The organism is Streptomyces sp. NPDC050743, from assembly GCF_044456925.1.
Classification (GTDB): Bacteria; Actinomycetota; Actinomycetes; order Streptomycetales; family Streptomycetaceae; genus Streptomyces.
In genome coordinates this window covers 163,626-181,563 of the sequence record NZ_JBITGJ010000006.1, presented here as the reverse complement: position 1 = coordinate 181,563, position 17,938 = coordinate 163,626, and the positions used below count along the sequence as shown (strand labels likewise).

The window sequence follows — 17,938 nt, the reverse complement described above, 5'->3', positions numbered from 1 at the left end:
CCCCGACCTGCTTCCGCGCGGCCTCCTCGGGACAGTCGCTTCGGCGCGCCCCTCCGAGGCGCCTCCCGGGGCGGCCTTGCCAGCACCGCCCCTTCCGAGCAGCCCCCTCCGACCAGCCCCTTCGAGGGGCCTCCCCGGGCCGGCCTCGCCAGCGCCTCCCCTTCCGACCAGCTCTCTCCAAGCAGCCCCCTCGGGGCGCCTCGCTGGGATGGCGTCTTCCGGGCTGCCCGGGCCGGTCAGCCCTACCTCTCCATGACGCCGTTCAATTGGTGTAGGAGGCGGGCGAGTTCGGCGACCTCGTGGCGGTCCCAGTGGGCGAGCTGGCGGACGTAGCGGGCGCGGCGCGCCTCGCGGACCTTGCCGACCCGGCCGCGGCCCTCCTCGGTCAGGGTGACGAGCCAGGCGCGGCCGTCGGCGGGGTCGGGTTCGCGGGCGATCAGGCCCAGCTCCTCCAGGGCGCGCAGCTGGCGGGACATGGTGGCCTTGCCGACGCCGATGTAGCCGGCGAGCTCCGTGGCCCGCTGGCCGCCGCACTCGTCCAGGCGGATGAGCAGGCCGTACGCCGAGGACTCCAGGTCGGGATGGACCTCGCGGGCCATCTCGCCCTGGTTGGCCCGGGCCCGCCTGAGCAGCACGGTCAACTCCCGTTCCAGTGCCAGGAATTCCTGGTCTGCACCACTCGGTGTCATCTCCTGGGCGCCGCGATGTGCGTCGCCGTTTCCGTCCTCGTGCACGTCAGCACCCCTGCCCGGTTTTCGCGGTCCTGAAAGTTTCTGCCAAAAGTCGTCATTGCCGCAGCTCTGTAAGTATTTCGCAGGGCTAGACCAACGGCGGCGCCCGGACCCCCTTCCCACGCCCTCATCTACGTGCGTAGCTTCTTTACCAGGCAATGAATGGCATGCCCACGCCAGTGCGGCATCCATCCGGTACACGGTCACAGCCACGTTCCCCCCACCCCACTCTCCGGAGGCACGTCATGCCCGTGCACAGACCCGGCTCCGACCGCTCCGCCCGCTCCCCGCGCCCGCGCCCCCTCGCCGTCCTGGTCACGGCCCTGCTCGCGGCGCTCTCCCTCACCCTTCCCCTCACCTCGGCCCACGCCGCGACCGCACCCAGCCGCGGCTCCGCCTACATGGGCATGGGCGTCCTGGCGCACGACGGCCAGCACGGCAGCCCGACCTCCGGTGACGTCACCCAGACCGAGGGCGTGGACGTCTCCGGCTACCAGGGCAACGTCGCCTGGTCGACCCTGTGGAACAGCGGGGTGCGCTGGGCGTACACGAAGGCGACGGAAGGCACGTACTACACGAACCCGTACTTCGCCCAGCAGTACAACGGCTCGTACAACGTCGGCATGATCCGCGGCGCCTACCACTTCGCCACCCCGGACACCACCAGCGGCGCCACCCAGGCGAGCTACTTCGTCAGCCACGGCGGCGGCTGGTCCAGGGACGGCAAGACCCTGCCCGGCGCGCTCGACATCGAGTGGAACCCCTACGGCGCCGCCTGCTACGGCAAGACCGCGAGCCAGATGGTCAGCTGGATCGCCGACTTCATCAACACCTATCACTCGCTCACCAGCCGCTACCCCGTGATCTACACGGCGACCAGCTGGTGGACCCAGTGCACCGGCAACTACGGCGGCTTCGCGGTGAACAACCCGCTGTGGATCGCCCGCTACGCCTCGGACCCGGGGACGCTGCCGGCCGGCTGGTCGTACTACACGATGTGGCAGTACACCTCCTCCGGCCCGACCGTCGGCGACCACGACAAGTTCAACGGGGCGCTCGACCGGGTGCAGGCCCTGGCCAACGGCTGAGTCCTCACAGACCCAGGGAAATCGCGATCCGCGTCAGCTCGGCCATGCTCGTGTGGCCGAGCTTGGCGCGGATGCGGCGCATATAGGTGTCCACGGTGTGCCGGGACACGCCCATGGCGCGGGCCGTCTGGAGATAGGTGCGGCCCGCCGCGATATGTCGGAGCGTCTCCCGTTCGCGGTCGGTCAGCGTCCGGTCCGTAATGCCAGTCATCGAGTCCTCCCTGTTGTCACCCCCCAGCAGGATGGGTAATGCCGGAATAAGGGCATTTGTCTCCTTCACGCCCGGAGGCCTCCGACCGGTTGCGGACGACCGCGGATTTCTTGCCACGGCCCTGCGTTGGTGCTCCGCGCCGCCCGGGATCATGCTGGTCAGGAGAGCCTGCCGAGCAAGGGCGAGATGAGCGGCGATGGAGCGACAGTCGACGTACACGGCCACGGCCACCATCGATGAGCAGGGCATCCTCACCGCGTGGAGTGAAGGCGCACAGCGGCTGCTCGGCTACGACTCACCGGCCGTCGTCGGACGGCCCGCCGCCGCGCTCCTCGCGACCGACGGCTCGGCGGCGCGGCGGATCCTCGCCGGCCGGGACCGCTGGAACGGCACCGTGCCGCTGCGCCACCGCGACGGCCGCCTCCTGGAACTGGGCGTGCTCGCGCACCGCCGGACCTCGGAGACCGGCGTCACCGACTGGCTCGTGGTGAGCGCCGTGACGGCCCGCGCGCAGCCGCCCAGGGGCGAACCGCTGGAGGAGTGGACGTTCCTGCAGTCCCCCTTCCCGCTGGCGATCTTCGACACCGAGCTGCGGCTCGTACGCGCCAACCGCCGTATGGAACACGCCCTCGCCCTGCCCGAGGCCGCGATGCGCGGACTGCGGCTGCCGCACATCGTGCCCGGCCCGGCGAGCGAGGAGGCCGACCGGTCGCTGCGGCTCGCGCTGGAGTCCGGCCGGCCGCAGGAGGCCCGGGGCCGGCTCGGCGCGGAACTGGGCAGCAGTGCCGTGCTCACCCCGCTGAAGGACGCCGACGGCCGGGTGCGCGCCGTCTGCCTGTCCACGCAGACGCCCGCCCAGGAGTCCGCCGCCCGGCAACGCCCGTCGGCCGACAGCGACACGCACGTGGGCACGGCCGCCGACCAGGCCCGCGCCGCACAGGAGCTCGGCGAGGTCACCGTCCCCCGGCTCGCCGACGTCATGGCGGTCGACCTGCTCGACTCCCCCCGCGCCACGAACGAGGAACCGGCCCCGCGGCCCGGCCCGGTCGTCCTGCGCCGCGCCGCGCTGCGCGCCGTACCCGACGGCGTCGGACCGGCCTACGGCAGCAGCGTCGGCGAGGCGGTCGTCTGCCCGCCGGACTCCCCTCCGGCCCGGTGTCTGACGGCCGGCCGGCCCCTGCTGTACGACACGGCGGACCCGCTCGTCGCCGAGTGGGCGGCGGTGGACCCGGGTGCGGCCTGGCTGCGCGCGTCCGGGGCGCGCTCGCTGCTGGCGGTGCCGCTGCTCGCACAGAGCCTCACGCTCGGGGTGGCGCTGTTCGGCCGGCGCCCGGGCCGGGAGCCGTTCGCCCCGGAGGATCTGCGGCTGGCCCAGGAGTTCACGGAGAAGGCGGCCGCCGGCATCCGGCAGGCCCGCTCCTACGTGCGGAGTCGCACCACCACCATGGCCCTCCAGCAGAGCCTGCTCCCGCACACGCTGCCCGACCAGGCGGCCCTGGAGATCGCCACCCGCTATCTGCCCGCCGCGACCCGGGCCGGGGTGGGCGGCGACTGGTTCGACGTGATCCCGCTGTCCGGGGCGCGGGTGGCGCTCGTCGTGGGGGACGTGGTGGGCCACGGGATCCGCGCCTCGGCCACCATGGGCCGGCTGCGCACCGCCGTACGCACCCTCGCCGACGTCGATCTGCCGGCCGACGAACTCCTCACCCACCTCGACGACCTGGTGCTGCGGCTCGCCGCCGACGAGGGCAGCACGGACCCGACCGCCGAGACCGCCGGCGGCATCGGCACCACCTGTCTGTACGCGGTCTACGACCCGGTCTCCCGCCGGTGCACCCTGGCCAGGGCCGGCCATCCGCCGCCCGCGGTGGTCACGCCGGACGGCACCGTGCGCTTCCTGGACGTACCCGCGGGCCCGCCACTCGGGCTCGGCGGGCTGCCGTTCGAGGCCATCGAGGCCGAACTGCCCGAAGGCAGCATGCTCGCCCTGTACACCGACGGGCTGTTCGAGGCCCGCGAGCACGACATCGACGAGGCACTGGACAAGATGTTCGCCGCGCTCGGCCGGCCCGCGCGGTCACTGGACGCGGTCTGCGACCACGTGCTCACCGAGCTGCTGACCCATCGCCCCGACGACGACATCGCCCTGCTCATCGCCCGCACCCGGGTCCTGCACGAGGACCGGGTCGTCGCCTGGGAGCTGGAGAGCGACCCCGAGGACGTCGCCCGCGCCCGCCACCTCGCCGGCGACCAGCTGTCCGCCTGGGGCCTGGACGAGGTCACCTTCCCCACCGAGCTGATGGTCAGCGAGCTCGTCACCAACGCCATCCGCTACGGCCGCCCGCCCATCCAGCTCCGGCTGATCCACCAGGACTCGACCCTGATCTGCGAGGTGTACGACGCCAGCGGCACCACCCCGCACATGCGGCGCGCCCGCATCTTCGACGAGGGCGGCCGGGGCCTGCTGCTGGTCGCGCAGCTCGCCGAACGCTGGGGCACCCGGCACGACCGGGTCGGCAAGACGGTGTGGGCGGAGCAGTCGGTCTCCGAGGCCGTCGGCTGAGTCAGCCGTCGCCGCCACGGCCGCCCTGACCGCTGGTCTCGCAGCCGACGCCGAGGCAGATCCCGCCGTTCCCGCCCCGCCCGCCGTTGCCGCCGTCGCCCGCGCCCACCGCGTCGCCGCCCCGCCCGCCGGTCCCGCCGTTGACGCTGCCCGAGCAGACGCCGACGCAGATCCCGCCGTTGCCGCCCTTGCCGCCGTCCCGGCCCGGTGCGCCGTCGGTGCCGTCGCCGCCGTTGGCGCTGCCGTTGCAGAGCCCGGCGCAGATGCCGCCGTTGCCGCCCTGGGTGCCGTTGACGGTGCCGTTGCAGTTGCCCGCGCAGATCGAGTCGCCGATGCGGACGCTGCCGTTGCCCACGTGGATGTTCCCGCTGCCCGGATGGACGCTGCTGACGCCGGGCGGGCTGCTGCCGGTTCCGCCGCCGAGGGGGCCGGTGTCGGCCGTCGCGGCCGGGGCCATCGCGCCCCCGGTGATCACCACGGTGGAGACCGCGAGGCCGATACCGAATTTCCAGGAGTGGCTGCGCATGGGATTTCCCTTTCTCTGAATTTCAGTCGGTTTGCAGAAATGCGAGCCAGTCGCCGTTCAGGAGCTGCCGCTCCCACTTGCTGATTTCTTTCTCCGGGATCCTGTACTTCTTGGCCGCGTCGGCCTGGGTCACCCGGCCGGTCAGCACGGCCAGCGCGATGCGCGCCTTGTCCAGCCGCGAGAGATCCGACTTCGGCTTGTCGGGCAGGTCGTGCAGGTCGAAGGCGGAGCAGCCCGGCTTGCCCGGCTTGCCCGGCTCACCCGGCCTACCGGGCGCGCCGCCCTTGCCGCCTTCGCCGCCCTCTCCGCAGTGCGAGGACGGATGAGCCGGCGCGGCCGCGTGGCCGCCGGGCGCCGGGGCCGTGTGAGTGGCCGCTTGGGCGGCGCACGCGGTGGCGGTGACGAGAGCCACGGAGGCCGCCGCGAGGGTGAAGGGACGCCGCCAGGAGTTCATGGACATCGGGGGTCTCCTTTTCCGGTCAGGGGTGTGGTGGGGCGTTTCGGGTGCGGGCGCTGTGGCCCGGTCGGGGGTGGAGGCCCGGACGGCCTCCACCCCGTTCACGGTCGCTGGAGACGGTCAGAAGATGCTGGCGCCACCGGCCCCGCCGGTCCCACCGGCGCCGCCGAAGAGGCCACCGAAGCCGCCCTTGCCGCCCTTGCCGCCGTTGCCGCCCTGGAAGACGCTGTCGCCGCCCCTGCCGCCGTTGCCGCCCGTGCCGCCGATGAGGGTGCCGTCGCCACCGCCACCGCCGCTGCCGCCGCCACCGCCGGAGAGGATGCCGAAGCCGCCGTCGCCGCCGTCGCCGCCCTTACCGCCGATGACGCCTTCGCCGCCGCCACCGCCGCCACCGCCGCCGCCACCTGCCAGGACGCCGTCGCCGCCCTTGCCGCCCTTGCCGCCGTCACCGCCGGTGCCCAGGACGCTGCCGCCACCGGATCCACCGGCGCCGCCTCCGCCGCCGACCAGGCCGCCACCGCCGTCGCCACCGGCGCCCCCGGCGCCGCCGCCCTTGACGAAGGCCACGGTCGACGTGGGCATCGGGGCCGCCATCGCGCTGGACACGGGGAGGAGCACGCCTCCGGTGACCAGCGCGGCGGAGGCGGCGAGGGTCGCGAAACGCAGACCGCGGCGCTTCGGACGGGCGTCGGCGGGGGTGTGAACGTTACGAGTCATGAGCTTTCTCCCAATTACTGTGAGGATTTCCCGAGAGGAATACCGGAGGGTTTCCGCTTCCTCGGACCGCCTCATTTCCGTTGCGGTGAGGCCGTGCTTCAAGTAGGCCCGATCGGGAAATCGGGGTCACGTTCCGAGGACTCGGGACTTGACGCACTCACAGGCGTCGGGTAAAGCCCGCGTAAGCGGCGCCGATCAGATGCGGCAACGATCAGATCAGGAAAGGCCGGGCCCAGGCGGGTGGCTCCGGCGGCGCGACGCGGTCCACCAGGGTCGGCGTACGACGGCGGGGCACGCAGTCGGCCACGGCCGCCCGCAGGTCAGCGACGAACTCCAGGCAGGTGTCGTGACGGTTGTCCGGGGCCTTCGCCAGGGCCTTGTTCAGCACGTCGTCGGCGGTGCCCGGGATGTCCGGCCGCCCCTTGCTGAGCACGGGCGGCGGGTCGTACTGGTGGGCCCACAGCAGTTCCAGGTGGTCCTCCCGCTGGAAGGGCGGGGCGCCCGCGAGCATCTCGTGGACCACACAGGCCAGGCTGTACAGGTCGGCCCGGCCGTCCACCGGGCGTCCGGCGATGCGCTCGGGCGCCACGTAGTCGAGGGTGCCGACGAACTCGCCCACGGTGGTGAACCCGGTGAGCGACAGCGACTTCTTCGCCAGGCCGAAGTCCGTGAGGTAGACGTGCTCGGGGTGGTCGCTGTCGACGCCCTTGGCGATCAGGACGTTGCCGGGTTTGACGTCCCGGTGCACCAGGTCGCGCGCGTGGGCCGCGTCCAGGGCGGAGGCCAGCTGGGCCGCGACGCGCACCGCGACGGGCACCGCCAGCGGACCCTCCCCGTCGATCAGGGCGCGCAGGTCCTGCCCGCAGACGTAGCACATCGCGATGTACAGGACCCCGTCGAACTCGCCGGCCTCGAAGACGGGGACGATGTTGGGATGGTCGATGGCGGCGGCCACCCGCGACTCCTGGGCGAAGCGGCGGCGGAAGGCGTCGTTCCTGGTGTACTCGGGGGCGAGCAGCTTGAGGGCGACCGTCCGGCCGAGGCGCAGGTCCCTGGCGCGGTAGACGACGGCCATCCCGCCGCGACCGAGTTCGCGCTCCACCTTGTAGCCCGCGATCTCGGCCCCGATCAGACCGGAGGGGGTCTTGGGGGGCCAACTCACGCCTGAATTCTATCGAGGCATCCCGGTATGAGCGCGATGCGACGGCCCCTCTGCGATCCCCCTTGCTGTCCCCCTGCCTGCCCGTGGCGAAGGCCCGGGCCTCCCTCACGGGACCCGGGCCTCGCCTTTCCCGCGGCGTCCGTCACGCCGCCACGGGAACCTCCGGCGCCGCGCCGCTCGTCGCGGGCGCGAGTGCCAGTTCCAGGACCTGGCGGACGTCGGTCACGGTGTGGACGTCGAGCTTGTCCAGCACCTCGGCCGGGACGTCGTCCAGGTCGGGCTCGTTGCGCTTGGGGATGATCACGGTGGTCACCCCGGCGCGGTGGGCGGCGAGCAGCTTCTGCTTGACGCCGCCGATGGGCAGCACCCGGCCGGTCAGCGAGACCTCGCCGGTCATCGCCACGTCCGTGCGGACCAGACGGCCGGAGAGCAGCGACGCGAGCGCCGTGGTCATCGTGACGCCCGCGCTCGGGCCGTCCTTGGGGACCGCGCCCGCCGGGAAGTGGATGTGCACGCCCCGGTCCTTCAGGTCGGCCACCGGCAGCTCCAGTTCGGCGCCGTGGCTGCGCAGGAAGCTCAGCGCGATCTGCGCCGACTCCTTCATCACGTCACCGAGCTGACCGGTCAGGGTCAGCCCCGCCGCGCCCGTCTCCGGGTCGGCCAGGGACGCCTCCACGAACAGCACGTCACCACCGGCGCCGGTGACCGCGAGACCGGTCGCCACGCCGGGCACGGACGTACGGCGCTCGGCCGGGTCCTGGGCGGACTCGGGCACGTGGTGCGGGCGCCCGATCAGACCGCGCAGGTCCTCCTCGCGGACGGTGAACGGCAGCTCCCGCTCGCCGAGTTCGTGCTGCGCCGCGACCTTGCGGAGCAGCCGGGCGATCGAGCGCTCCAGGGTGCGCACGCCGGCCTCGCGGGTGTACTCGCCGGCCAGCTTGCGCAGGGCGCCCTCCTCCAGAGCGACCTCGTCCTCGCCCAGTCCCGCCCGCTCCAGCTGACGCGGGAGCAGGTGGTCGCGGGCGATGACGACCTTCTCGTCCTCGGTGTAGCCGTCCAGGCGGACGATCTCCATCCGGTCCGCGAGCGCCTCGGGGATGGCCTCCAGAACGTTGGCGGTGGCCAGGAAGACCACGTCCGACAGGTCGAGTTCGACCTCCAGGTAGTGGTCCCGGAAGGTGTGGTTCTGCGCCGGGTCCAGGACTTCGAGCAGGGCCGCGGCCGGGTCGCCGCGGAAGTCGGAGCCCACCTTGTCGATCTCGTCCAGCAGCACCACCGGGTTCATCGACCCGGCCTCCTTGACCGCCCGGACGATCCGGCCGGGCAGCGCGCCGACGTAGGTACGGCGGTGGCCGCGGATCTCGGCCTCGTCACGGACGCCGCCGAGGGCCACGCGGACGAACTTCCGCCCCATGGCGTGCGCGACCGACTCGCCGAGGCTGGTCTTGCCGACGCCGGGCGGGCCCACCAGGGCCAGGACGGCACCGCCGCGCCGCCCGCCGATGACGCCCAGCCCGCGGTCGTTGCGGCGCTTGCGCACCGCGAGGTACTCGGTGATGCGCTCCTTCACGTCCTCAAGACCGGCGTGCTCGGCGTCCAGGACCGCCTTGGCGCCCTGGATGTCGTACGCGTCCTCGGTCCGCTCGTTCCAGGGCATCTCCAGGACGGTGTCCAGCCAGGTGCGGATCCAGGAGCCCTCCGGGGACTGGTCGCTGGACCGCTCCAGCTTGTCGACCTCCTTGAGCGCGGCCTCGCGGACCTTCTCCGGCAGGTCGGCGGCCTCGACGCGGGCGCGGTAGTCGTCGGACTCCTCGCCGTCCTGCTCGCCGTTCAGCTCGCGCAGTTCCTTGCGGACGGCCTCCAGCTGACGGCGCAGCAGGAACTCGCGCTGCTGCTTGTCGACGCCCTCCTGGACGTCCTTGGCGATGGTCTCGGCCACGTCCTGCTCGGCGAGGTGGTCGCGGAGCGCTTGCGTGGCGAGCTTGAGCCGGGCCACCGGGTCGGCGGTCTCCAGCAGTTCGACCTTCTGTTCGATGGTGAGGAACGGCGAGTAGCCGGAGTTGTCGGCGAGCGCGGAGACGTCGTCGATGGCCTGGACGCGGTCCACGACCTGCCAGGCGCCGCGCTTCTTCAGCCAGGTGGTGGCGAGCGCCTTGTACTCCTTGACGAGGTCCGCGACCTGACCCGGCAGCGGGTCGGGCACGCTCTCGTCGATGCGGGCGCCCTCGACCCACAGGGCCGCGCCGGGGCCGGTGGTGCCGGCGCCGATGCGCACGCGGCTGCGGCCGCGGATCAGAGCCCCCGGGTCGCCGTCGGCCAGCCGGCCGACCTGCTCGACGGTGCCCAGCACACCGGTCTTCGCGTACGTGCCGTCGATGCGGGGCACCAGCAGCACCCTGGGCTTGCCCGGTTCCGACCGGGCGGCGGCCTGCGCGGCCTCCACCGCGGCCCGAACCTCGGCGTCGCTCAGGTCCAGCGGGACCACCATGCCAGGCAGCACGACCTCGTCGCCGAGCGGCAGCACGGGTAGGACGAGCGTGAACGCCGGTGACTCAGTAGCCATGATCTCCCCTTCGGCAGTCAAGTTGAGCTATGCCGACTCAACTGCTGGGGATGGGCTGGTGTTCCCTACGCCCGTTCGCTGTGAGCGATCACGTACGCAGTTCCCCGCGCACCTGGGCGGGTTGCGCCCATCGCCGTACAAAAGGCCAGCTCGCCACGCCTATCGTCAGCGCGATCAGATGGCCCCAGTTCGTCATCGGGTCCTGAAAGGCGATCAGGTCGTCGAGGAGGGTGCCGCCCGTCAGGGTCAGGAGGGGCCAGCGGAGCCAGGGGCGCAGGAGCCCCGCGAGAGAACCGATGCCGGCGGCGACGCCGAAGCTGATGCCGTAGTCGAGGCGGTGCAGCGAGGTGGCCGGGAGGTGACCGAAGAGCACGGCCAGGCCCACGGGGACCTCGGTGGCGAGCGTGGCCAGGACGTGCCCGGCGAGGAAGACGCAGGCCGCACGCGCGCCGCCTATCCGCCGCTCCAGCGCGGTGAGCACCAGCACGAACGCCAGCGCGTACGGCGAGAGGACACCGCCCGCGATCCACAGCGCGCTCGCGAGCAGCACCAGCCCCGGCGTGCGCACCAGGTGGGCCACGTCCGTGCTGGAGTCCTGGTGGAGGGCGTGCACCAGGGCCGGGTCGGCCAGGGCCGCGAACACGGAGGTGACGGCCAGGACGGCGACGTAGGCGAAGGTGAACGGGGTGCCGGTGGGAGTGGGCAGCAGGCGCCACAGCCGCAGGAGCGGGAGAGACGGAAGCGGTGCGGCCGGGCGGGGGCCGGCGAAGGCGGGTTCGGGGGCCGGAGCGGGGGTTGTGGCGTGCCGCTGACGTGGCACGCCGTCCAGCAGGTCCGCGATCGCGGCGACCGGGACGACGGCGGTGCCGTCCGGGAGGGGCGCGCCCGACAGGGGCAGGGACGCGGTCACCGCAGGGCCCGTCGCGGTCCGTTCCACGATGCGGCACTCCTTCCGTCATACCCAACCCTTCGTGTTCCAGGGGCCGCTGTCTATGACCGACGCCACGCGAGACCCGATTCACAGCAACCTCCTACGTATCGCCTGCGTCCGCGCCCGGCCCAAAGGGTCCGCACATCCGTGCGACATCCCTAATTCCCGTGCAGGTCAAGGCCCGTTCAAGCAGGATGGGGGCATGACTGCCGTGTACGACTCCCCCGTGGTCCTGGACCGGCGCGACGGCCCGTACGGCGAGGTGGTGCTGCGCCGGCACGGAGAGCTGTTGCAGATCATCGCCAACGGCTGCTTTCTGATGGACACCTCCGACGGGCGCTCCGAGCGACTGCTGGTCGACGCCGCGCACCAGGCGCTGGACGGGCGGCCGGAGCCAAAAGTGCTGATCGGCGGGCTGGGCGTGGGATTCTCACTCGCACATGCCGCGGCGGACCCCGGGTGGGGGCGGATCACCGTCGTCGAGCGGGAACCCGCCGTCATCGACTGGCACCGGGACGGGCCGCTGGCGGAGGTGTCCGCCGGAGCGCTCGGCGATCCGCGCACCGAGATCGTGCAGGACGATCTCGTGGCGTTCGTCAATGAGACATCCGACACGTTCGACGCGCTCTGCCTGGACATCGACAACGGCCCGGGCTGGACCGTCACGGAAGACAACGACAGCCTCTACTCACCGGCCGGACTGGCCGCCTGCGCAAGGGTGTTGAGCCCCGGCGGCGTACTCGCGGTATGGTCCGCCGAACCCTCTCCGGAATTTGAAGGAAGCTTGCGGAATGCCGGGTTCCAGCAGGTGCGTACCGAAGAGGTGCCCGTTGCCCGGGGCGTTCCGGACGCCGTGCACCTCGCCCTCCGCCCTGGATAGCGACAGCATGGTGGATCCCCGTAATGTGCTGCCCTGACGCGGGTCATTCAAGCGTCAATCGCAGTCATGGGATCACCCCACGGGTTCCGGAAAGCAACAAGCAGGGGCGGGCGATGGAGCAGACACACACCTCCCAGAGCGGCGCGGCGACGACCACCCCGGGCGCACAGCGCCGGGTGCTGGTCGTCGAGGACGATCCCACGATCGTCGACGCCATCGCGGCCCGGCTGCGCGCCGAGGGATTTCTCGTACAGACCGCGTCGGACGGCCCGGCCGCCGTCGACACGGCCGAGGCCTGGCAGCCCGACCTGCTGATCCTCGACATCATGCTGCCGGGCTTCGACGGCCTGGAGGTCTGCCGGCGGGTGCAGGCGCAGCGCCCCGTGCCGGTGCTGATGCTGACCGCGCGGGACGACGAGACGGACATGCTGGTCGGTCTCGGGGTCGGCGCGGACGACTACATGACCAAGCCGTTCTCGATGCGGGAGCTGGCCGCGCGGGTGCATGTGCTGCTGCGCCGGGTGGAGCGGGCGGCGATCGCGGCCACCACCCCGCGCTCCGGCATCCTGCGGCTCGGTGAGCTGGAGATCGACCACGCACAGCGCCGGGTGCGGGTGAAGTCCGAGGACGTCCACCTCACGCCCACCGAGTTCGACCTGCTGGTGTGCCTGGCGAACACCCCGCGCGCGGTGCTCTCCCGGGAGCAGCTGCTGGCCGAGGTGTGGGACTGGGCGGACGCCTCCGGCACCCGTACGGTCGACAGCCACATCAAGGCGCTGCGCCGGAAGATCGGCGCCGAGCGGATCCGTACCGTGCACGGCGTCGGATACGCGCTGGAGACGCCCACCCCATGAGCGCCGACGGGCGGCAGGCCGCACGGAGGAGCCCCGGGGAGGAACCCTGGGGCGGCGTACGCCCGTTCTCGATCAAGACCAAGCTGGGCGCGCTCGTCGTCATCTCGGTGCTGATCACCACCGGTCTGTCGATGATCGCGGTGCACACCAAGACCGAGCTGCGCTTCATCACGGTCTTCTCCATGATCGCCACCCTGCTGATCACGCAGTTCGTGGCGCATTCGCTCACCATGCCGCTGGACGAGATGAACGCCGTGGCACGGTCGATCTCCGAGGGCGACTACACCCGCCGGGTGAGCGACGGCCGCCGGGACGAGCTGGGCGACCTGGCCCAGACGATCAACGTCATGGCGGACGAGCTGGAGGCCCAGGACCGCCAGCGCAAGGAGCTGGTCGCGAACGTCTCCCACGAGCTGCGCACCCCCATCGCGGGGCTGCGCGCGGTGCTGGAGAACATCGTCGACGGGGTCACCGAGGCCGACCCCGAGACCATGCGGACGGCCCTGAAGCAGACCGAGCGGCTCGGCCGGCTGGTGGAGACCCTGCTGGACCTGTCCCGGCTGGACAACGGCGTCGTACCGCTGAGAAGGCGGCGTTTCGAGGTGTGGCCGTATCTCTCGGGCGTGCTGAAGGAGGCCAACATGGTGGCCTCGGCGCGCGCGGGCATCGCCTCCGGCTCCGGCAGCCACACCCGCACCGACGTCCATCTGCACCTGGACGTCTCCCCGCCGGAGCTGACCGCGCACGCGGATCCCGAGCGCATCCACCAGGTCATGGCCAACCTGATCGACAACGCGGTCAAGCACAGCCCGCCGCACGGCCGGGTGACGGTGAAGGCGCGGCGCGGGCCGCAGCCGGAGTCGCTGGAGCTGGAAGTCCTGGACGAGGGCCCCGGAATCCCCCGGTCCGAGTGGCACCGGGTGTTCGAGCGATTCAACCGGGGTGCGGTGACCCGGCCGCACGGGCCGGGCAGCGACGGCGGCACCGGGCTCGGCCTGGCGATCGCCCGCTGGGCGGTGGATCTGCACGGCGGCCGGATCGGTGTGGCCGAATCCGAGCGGGGCTGCCGGATCATCGTCACCCTTCCGGGACCGTCTTCCGTCTCAAGTTGACGTAAAGTTCGAACCGGAAGCACAAGATCCACGAGCGTCCGCGCCCTTTCCGCGCAGCTGGACACGTGTGATCAGGAGCAGGCCCGCGCGAGAGGTCGAACGAAGCCGCGCAGGGCTGGCGCCCGTGCACCCTCCCACATGCGGAACCACGCTTGTTTCCCGCCATTTCAAGCCCTGAAACAAGATTTCCGATGTGACTTACGCGACGATGACCTTGCTCGACCTGACCTTCCCGGCCGTTGGGGCGTAGCCTTTATTTCCGCTGTCCATCACCTTGTGAAGCGGAAGAGGGCGGTTGCCGCCGTGTCGCCACAGTCCCCCAGTAACCCGAGCGTCTCGACCGACGACCAAGCCGGGAAGAACCCCGCTGCCGCGTTCGGTCCGAACGAGTGGCTCGTCGACGAGATCTATCAGCAGTACCTCCAGGACCCGAACTCGGTAGACCGAGCCTGGTGGGACTTCTTCGCCGATTACAAGCCAGGTGCGCCTGTCACCCCGGCTGCGGCGGGTACTGCGGCCGCGGGGGCCGCAGGGACCACCACGGCCCCTCAGCCCCAGGCCGCGCCCGCGCCGGCTCCCACAGCCCCGGCGGCCCCGAAGCCCGCCGCCGCTCCGGTCCCGGCTCCCGCAGCCCCCGCGGCGAAGGCCGCGGCCCCCGCCCCGGCCAAGCCGGCGCAGCCCGCACAGGCGCCCGCTCAGCCGAAGCCCACGGCCGCTCCCGCCGCCCAGGCCCCCGAGGGCCCGGAGCTGATCACGCTGCGCGGCCCGGCCGCCGCGGTCGCGAAGAACATGAACGCCTCGCTGGAGCTGCCGACCGCCACGTCGGTCCGCGCGGTCCCGGTGAAGCTGCTGTTCGACAACCGGATCGTCATCAACAACCACCTCAAGCGCGCCCGGGGCGGGAAGATCTCCTTCACGCACATCATCGGGTACGCGATGGTGCAGGCCATCAAGGCCATGCCGTCGATGAACTGGTCCTTCGGCGAGAAGGACGGCAAGCCGACCCTCGTCAAGCCGCCGCACGTCAACCTCGGCCTGGCCATCGACCTGGTGAAGCCCAACGGCGACCGCCAGCTCGTCGTGGCCGCCATCAAGAAGGCCGAGACGCTGAACTTCTTCGAGTTCTGGCAGGCCTACGAGGACATCGTCCGCCGCGCCCGCGACGGCAAGCTGACGATGGACGACTTCACCGGCGTCACGGTCTCCCTGACCAACCCCGGCGGCCTCGGCACCGTCCACTCCGTGCCGCGTCTGATGCCCGGCCAGTCGGTGATCATGGGCGTCGGCTCCATGGACTACCCGGCGGAGTTCCAGGGCACCAGCCAGGACACCCTGAACAAGCTCGGCATCTCGAAGGTCATGACGCTCACGTCGACCTACGACCACCGGGTGATCCAGGGCGCCGCCTCCGGCGAGTTCCTGCGCCAGGTCGCGAACCTGCTGCTCGGCGAGAACGGCTTCTACGACGACATCTTCGAGTCGCTGCGGATTCCGTACGAGCCGGTCCGCTGGCTGCGTGACATCGACGCCAGCCACGACGACGACGTCACCAAGGCCGCCCGCGTCTTCGAGCTGATCCACTCCTACCGGGTCCGCGGCCACGTCATGGCCGACACCGACCCGCTGGAGTACCGCCAGCGCAAGCACCCCGACCTGGACATCGTCGAGCACGGCCTCACCCTGTGGGACCTGGAGCGCGAGTTCGCCGTCGGCGGCTTCGCCGGCAAGTCGATGATGAAGCTGCGCGACATCCTGGGCGTGCTGCGCGACTCGTACTGCCGCACCACCGGCATCGAGTTCATGCACATCCAGGACCCCAAGCAGCGCAAGTGGATCCAGGACCGGGTCGAGCGCGGCCACTCCAAGCCGGAGCGCGAGGAGCAGCTGCGCATCCTGCGCCGCCTGAACGCGGCGGAGGCCTTCGAGACCTTCCTGCAGACGAAGTACGTCGGCCAGAAGCGCTTCTCGCTGGAGGGCGGCGAGTCCGTCATCCCGCTGCTCGACGCGGTGATCGACTCCGCCGCCGAGTCCCGCCTGGACGAGGTCGTCATCGGCATGGCCCACCGCGGCCGCCTGAACGTGCTGGCCAACATCGTCGGCAAGTCGTACGCGCAGATCTTCCGCGAGTTCGAGGGCAACCTCGACCCGAAGTCGATGCACGGCTCCGGCGACGTGAAGTACCACCTGGGCGCCGAGGGCACCTTCACCGGCCTGGACGGCGAGCAGATCAAGGTCTCGCTGGCCGCCAACCCGTCCCACCTGGAGACGGTGGACCCGGTGATCGAGGGCATCGCCCGCGCCAAGCAGGACATCATCAACAAGGGCGGCACGGACTTCACGGTCCTGCCGGTGGCGATCCACGGCGACGCGGCCTTCGCGGGCCAGGGCGTGGTGGCCGAGACCCTGAACATGTCGCAGCTGCGCGGCTACCGCACCGGCGGCACGGTCCACATCGTCATCAACAACCAGGTCGGCTTCACCGCCGCCCCCGAGTCCTCGCGTTCGTCGATGTACGCGACGGACGTGGCGCGGATGATCGAGGCCCCGATCTTCCACGTCAACGGCGACGACCCCGAGGCGGTCGTCCGCGTCGCCCGTCTGGCCTTCGAGTTCCGCCAGGCGTTCAACAAGGACGTGGTGATCGACCTCATCTGCTACCGCCGCCGCGGTCACAACGAGTCGGACAACCCGGCCTTCACCCAGCCGCTGATGTACGACCTGATCGACAAGAAGCGTTCGGTGCGCAAGCTCTACACCGAGTCCCTGATCGGTCGCGGCGACATCACCCTGGAAGAGGCCGAGCAGGCCCTGCAGGACTACCAGGGCCAGCTGGAGAAGGTCTTCACGGAGGTCCGCGAGGCCACCTCCCAGCCGACCGTCGCGGACACCCAGGCGCCGCAGGACGGCTTCCCGGTCGCGGTGCCGACCGCGATCTCCTCGGAGGTCGTGAAGCGCATCGCCGAGTCCCAGGTCAACATCCCCGACCACTTCACCGTGCACCCGCGTCTGCTGCCGCAGCTGCAGCGCCGGACGACGATGGTCGAGGACGGCACGATCGACTGGGGCATGGGCGAGACCCTGGCCATCGGCTCCCTGCTGCTGGAGGGCACCCCGGTCCGCCTGTCCGGCCAGGACTCCCAGCGGGGCACCTTCGGCCAGCGCCACGCGGTTCTCATCGACCGCGAGACGGGCGAGGAGTACACCCCGCTCCAGTACCTCGCCGAGGACCAGGCGCGCTACAACGTCTACAACTCCCTGCTGTCCGAGTACGCGGTCATGGGCTTCGAGTACGGCTACTCGCTGGCCCGCCCCGACGCGCTCGTGATGTGGGAGGCGCAGTTCGGCGACTTCGTCAACGGCGCGCAGTCGGTGGTCGACGAGTACATCTCGGCGGCGGAGCAGAAGTGGGGCCAGATGTCCGGCGTCACGCTCCTGCTCCCCCACGGCTACGAGGGCCAGGGCCCGGACCACTCCTCGGCCCGTGTCGAGCGGTTCCTCCAGCTGTGCGCCCAGAACAACATGACGGTCGCGATGCCGACCCTGCCGTCGAACTACTTCCACCTCCTGCGGTGGCAGGTGCACAACCCGCACCACAAGCCGCTGGTGGTCTTCACCCCGAAGTCGATGCTGCGCCTCAAGGCCGCCGCGTCGAAGACGGAGGAGTTCACGTCGGGCCAGTTCCGCCCCGTCATCGGCGACTCGACGGTCGACCCGGCCGCGGTCCGCAAGGTCGTCTTCTGCGCCGGCAAGGTCTACTACGACCTGGAGGCCGAGCGGCAGAAGCGCGGTGTCACGGACACGGCGATCATCCGCCTTGAGCGGTTGTACCCGCTGCCGGGTGCCGAGCTGCAGGCGGAGATCAAGAAGTACCCGAACGCCGAGAAGTACCTGTGGGCCCAGGAGGAGCCGGCGAACCAGGGTGCCTGGCCGTTCATCGCGCTCAACCTGATCGACCACCTGGACCTGGCGGTCGGGGCGGACGTCCCGCACGGCGAGCGCCTGCGGCGCATCTCGCGCCCGCACTCCTCGTCCCCGGCGGTGGGCTCCGCGAAGCGGCACCAGGCCGAGCAGGAGCAGCTGGTGCGTGAGGTCTTCGAGGCGTAGGCCTCCGGCGGTTCAGCCGACGCTCAGGGCCCGGTGCCG

General features: G+C 71.5%; 14 protein-coding genes. 6 read left to right on the top strand and 8 right to left on the bottom strand.

Annotated features, from left to right (window positions below):
• Positions 1-242 precede the first annotated feature (242 nt).
• Positions 243-734 carry a MarR family winged helix-turn-helix transcriptional regulator gene (locus ACIBJF_RS09860; protein WP_399173176.1) on the bottom strand — a complete coding sequence of 164 codons (492 nt, stop codon included), beginning with the start codon at positions 732-734 and terminating at the stop codon, positions 243-245.
• A 242-nt stretch (positions 735-976) separates the two neighbouring features.
• Here ACIBJF_RS09860 and ACIBJF_RS09855 point away from each other — a divergent pair, with 242 nt between their 5' ends.
• Positions 977-1,819: a lysozyme gene (locus ACIBJF_RS09855; protein WP_399173175.1), complete on the top strand. Its 843-nt coding sequence runs from the start codon at positions 977-979 to the stop codon at positions 1,817-1,819.
• Positions 1,820-1,823: 4 nt separating this feature from the next.
• Here the strand turns inward: ACIBJF_RS09855 and ACIBJF_RS09850 are convergent, their stop codons facing one another.
• A complete protein-coding gene (locus tag ACIBJF_RS09850; RefSeq protein ID WP_399173174.1) occupies positions 1,824-2,030 on the bottom strand; it encodes a response regulator transcription factor in 207 nt (68 codons plus the stop codon).
• A 196-nt stretch (positions 2,031-2,226) separates the two neighbouring features.
• Between ACIBJF_RS09850 and ACIBJF_RS09845 the strand changes: the two genes are divergently transcribed.
• Positions 2,227-4,593 (top strand): SpoIIE family protein phosphatase, encoded by a 2,367-nt coding sequence (locus tag ACIBJF_RS09845; RefSeq protein ID WP_399173172.1) that lies wholly within the window; start codon positions 2,227-2,229, stop codon positions 4,591-4,593.
• 1 nt (position 4,594) lies between these two features.
• Here ACIBJF_RS09845 and ACIBJF_RS09840 read toward each other — a convergent pair whose 3' ends face one another.
• The 6 genes from ACIBJF_RS09840 to ACIBJF_RS09815 form a co-directional block, all read right to left on the bottom strand.
• Complete coding sequence (locus ACIBJF_RS09840) at positions 4,595-5,119, bottom strand: hypothetical protein (RefSeq protein WP_399173171.1); 525 nt, start codon at positions 5,117-5,119, stop codon at positions 4,595-4,597.
• Positions 5,120-5,141: 22 nt separating this feature from the next.
• Positions 5,142-5,579, bottom strand: a complete 438-nt coding sequence (locus ACIBJF_RS09835; RefSeq protein WP_399173170.1) for a hypothetical protein — start codon at positions 5,577-5,579, stop codon at positions 5,142-5,144.
• A 117-nt stretch (positions 5,580-5,696) separates the two neighbouring features.
• Positions 5,697-6,293 carry a hypothetical protein gene (locus tag ACIBJF_RS09830; protein ID WP_399173169.1) on the bottom strand — a complete coding sequence of 199 codons (597 nt, stop codon included), beginning with the start codon at positions 6,291-6,293 and terminating at the stop codon, positions 5,697-5,699.
• A gap of 211 nt (positions 6,294-6,504) precedes the next feature.
• The gene (locus tag ACIBJF_RS09825; RefSeq protein WP_399173168.1) at positions 6,505-7,455 is read right to left on the bottom strand and encodes a serine/threonine-protein kinase; all 951 of its coding nucleotides are present in this window, start codon (positions 7,453-7,455) and stop codon (positions 6,505-6,507) included.
• Positions 7,456-7,597: 142 nt separating this feature from the next.
• A complete protein-coding gene (gene lon / locus ACIBJF_RS09820) occupies positions 7,598-10,018 on the bottom strand; it encodes an endopeptidase La (RefSeq protein ID WP_399173167.1) in 2,421 nt (806 codons plus the stop codon).
• A gap of 88 nt (positions 10,019-10,106) precedes the next feature.
• Positions 10,107-10,955 carry a rhomboid-like protein gene (locus ACIBJF_RS09815; protein WP_399173166.1) on the bottom strand — a complete coding sequence of 283 codons (849 nt, stop codon included), beginning with the start codon at positions 10,953-10,955 and terminating at the stop codon, positions 10,107-10,109.
• A gap of 196 nt (positions 10,956-11,151) precedes the next feature.
• On the opposite strand from ACIBJF_RS09815, the gene ACIBJF_RS09810 reads away from it, so the two are divergent.
• The 4 genes from ACIBJF_RS09810 to ACIBJF_RS09795 all read left to right on the top strand — a co-directional run bounded on the left by ACIBJF_RS09810 (position 11,152) and on the right by ACIBJF_RS09795 (position 17,899).
• Positions 11,152-11,829 (top strand): spermidine synthase, encoded by a 678-nt coding sequence (locus tag ACIBJF_RS09810; protein ID WP_399173165.1) that lies wholly within the window; start codon positions 11,152-11,154, stop codon positions 11,827-11,829.
• A 113-nt stretch (positions 11,830-11,942) separates the two neighbouring features.
• The gene (locus ACIBJF_RS09805; protein WP_351799654.1) at positions 11,943-12,683 is read left to right on the top strand and encodes a response regulator transcription factor; all 741 of its coding nucleotides are present in this window, start codon (positions 11,943-11,945) and stop codon (positions 12,681-12,683) included.
• A complete protein-coding gene (locus ACIBJF_RS09800; protein ID WP_399173164.1) occupies positions 12,680-13,795 on the top strand; it encodes an ATP-binding protein in 1,116 nt (371 codons plus the stop codon). The genes ACIBJF_RS09805 and ACIBJF_RS09800 overlap by 4 nt, the downstream gene beginning before the upstream one ends.
• A gap of 303 nt (positions 13,796-14,098) precedes the next feature.
• A complete protein-coding gene (locus ACIBJF_RS09795; RefSeq protein WP_399173162.1) occupies positions 14,099-17,899 on the top strand; it encodes a multifunctional oxoglutarate decarboxylase/oxoglutarate dehydrogenase thiamine pyrophosphate-binding subunit/dihydrolipoyllysine-residue succinyltransferase subunit in 3,801 nt (1,266 codons plus the stop codon).
• Positions 17,900-17,938: the final 39 nt, after the last annotated feature.

Excerpts from the sequence above, each read along its gene's own strand:
- ACIBJF_RS09855 (WP_399173175.1), top strand. The coding sequence starts at position 977 with ATGCCCGTGCACAGACCCGGCTCCGACCGCTCCGCCCGCTCCCCGCGC.
- ACIBJF_RS09850 (WP_399173174.1), bottom strand. The coding sequence starts at position 2,030 with ATGACTGGCATTACGGACCGGACGCTGACCGACCGCGAACGGGAGACG.
- ACIBJF_RS09845 (WP_399173172.1), top strand. The coding sequence starts at position 2,227 with ATGGAGCGACAGTCGACGTACACGGCCACGGCCACCATCGATGAGCAG.
- ACIBJF_RS09840 (WP_399173171.1), bottom strand. The coding sequence starts at position 5,119 with ATGCGCAGCCACTCCTGGAAATTCGGTATCGGCCTCGCGGTCTCCACC.
- ACIBJF_RS09835 (WP_399173170.1), bottom strand. The coding sequence starts at position 5,579 with ATGTCCATGAACTCCTGGCGGCGTCCCTTCACCCTCGCGGCGGCCTCC.
- ACIBJF_RS09830 (WP_399173169.1), bottom strand. The coding sequence starts at position 6,293 with ATGACTCGTAACGTTCACACCCCCGCCGACGCCCGTCCGAAGCGCCGC.
- lon (WP_399173167.1), bottom strand. The coding sequence starts at position 10,018 with ATGGCTACTGAGTCACCGGCGTTCACGCTCGTCCTACCCGTGCTGCCG.
- ACIBJF_RS09810 (WP_399173165.1), top strand. The coding sequence starts at position 11,152 with ATGACTGCCGTGTACGACTCCCCCGTGGTCCTGGACCGGCGCGACGGC.
- ACIBJF_RS09805 (WP_351799654.1), top strand. The coding sequence starts at position 11,943 with ATGGAGCAGACACACACCTCCCAGAGCGGCGCGGCGACGACCACCCCG.
- ACIBJF_RS09800 (WP_399173164.1), top strand. The coding sequence starts at position 12,680 with ATGAGCGCCGACGGGCGGCAGGCCGCACGGAGGAGCCCCGGGGAGGAA.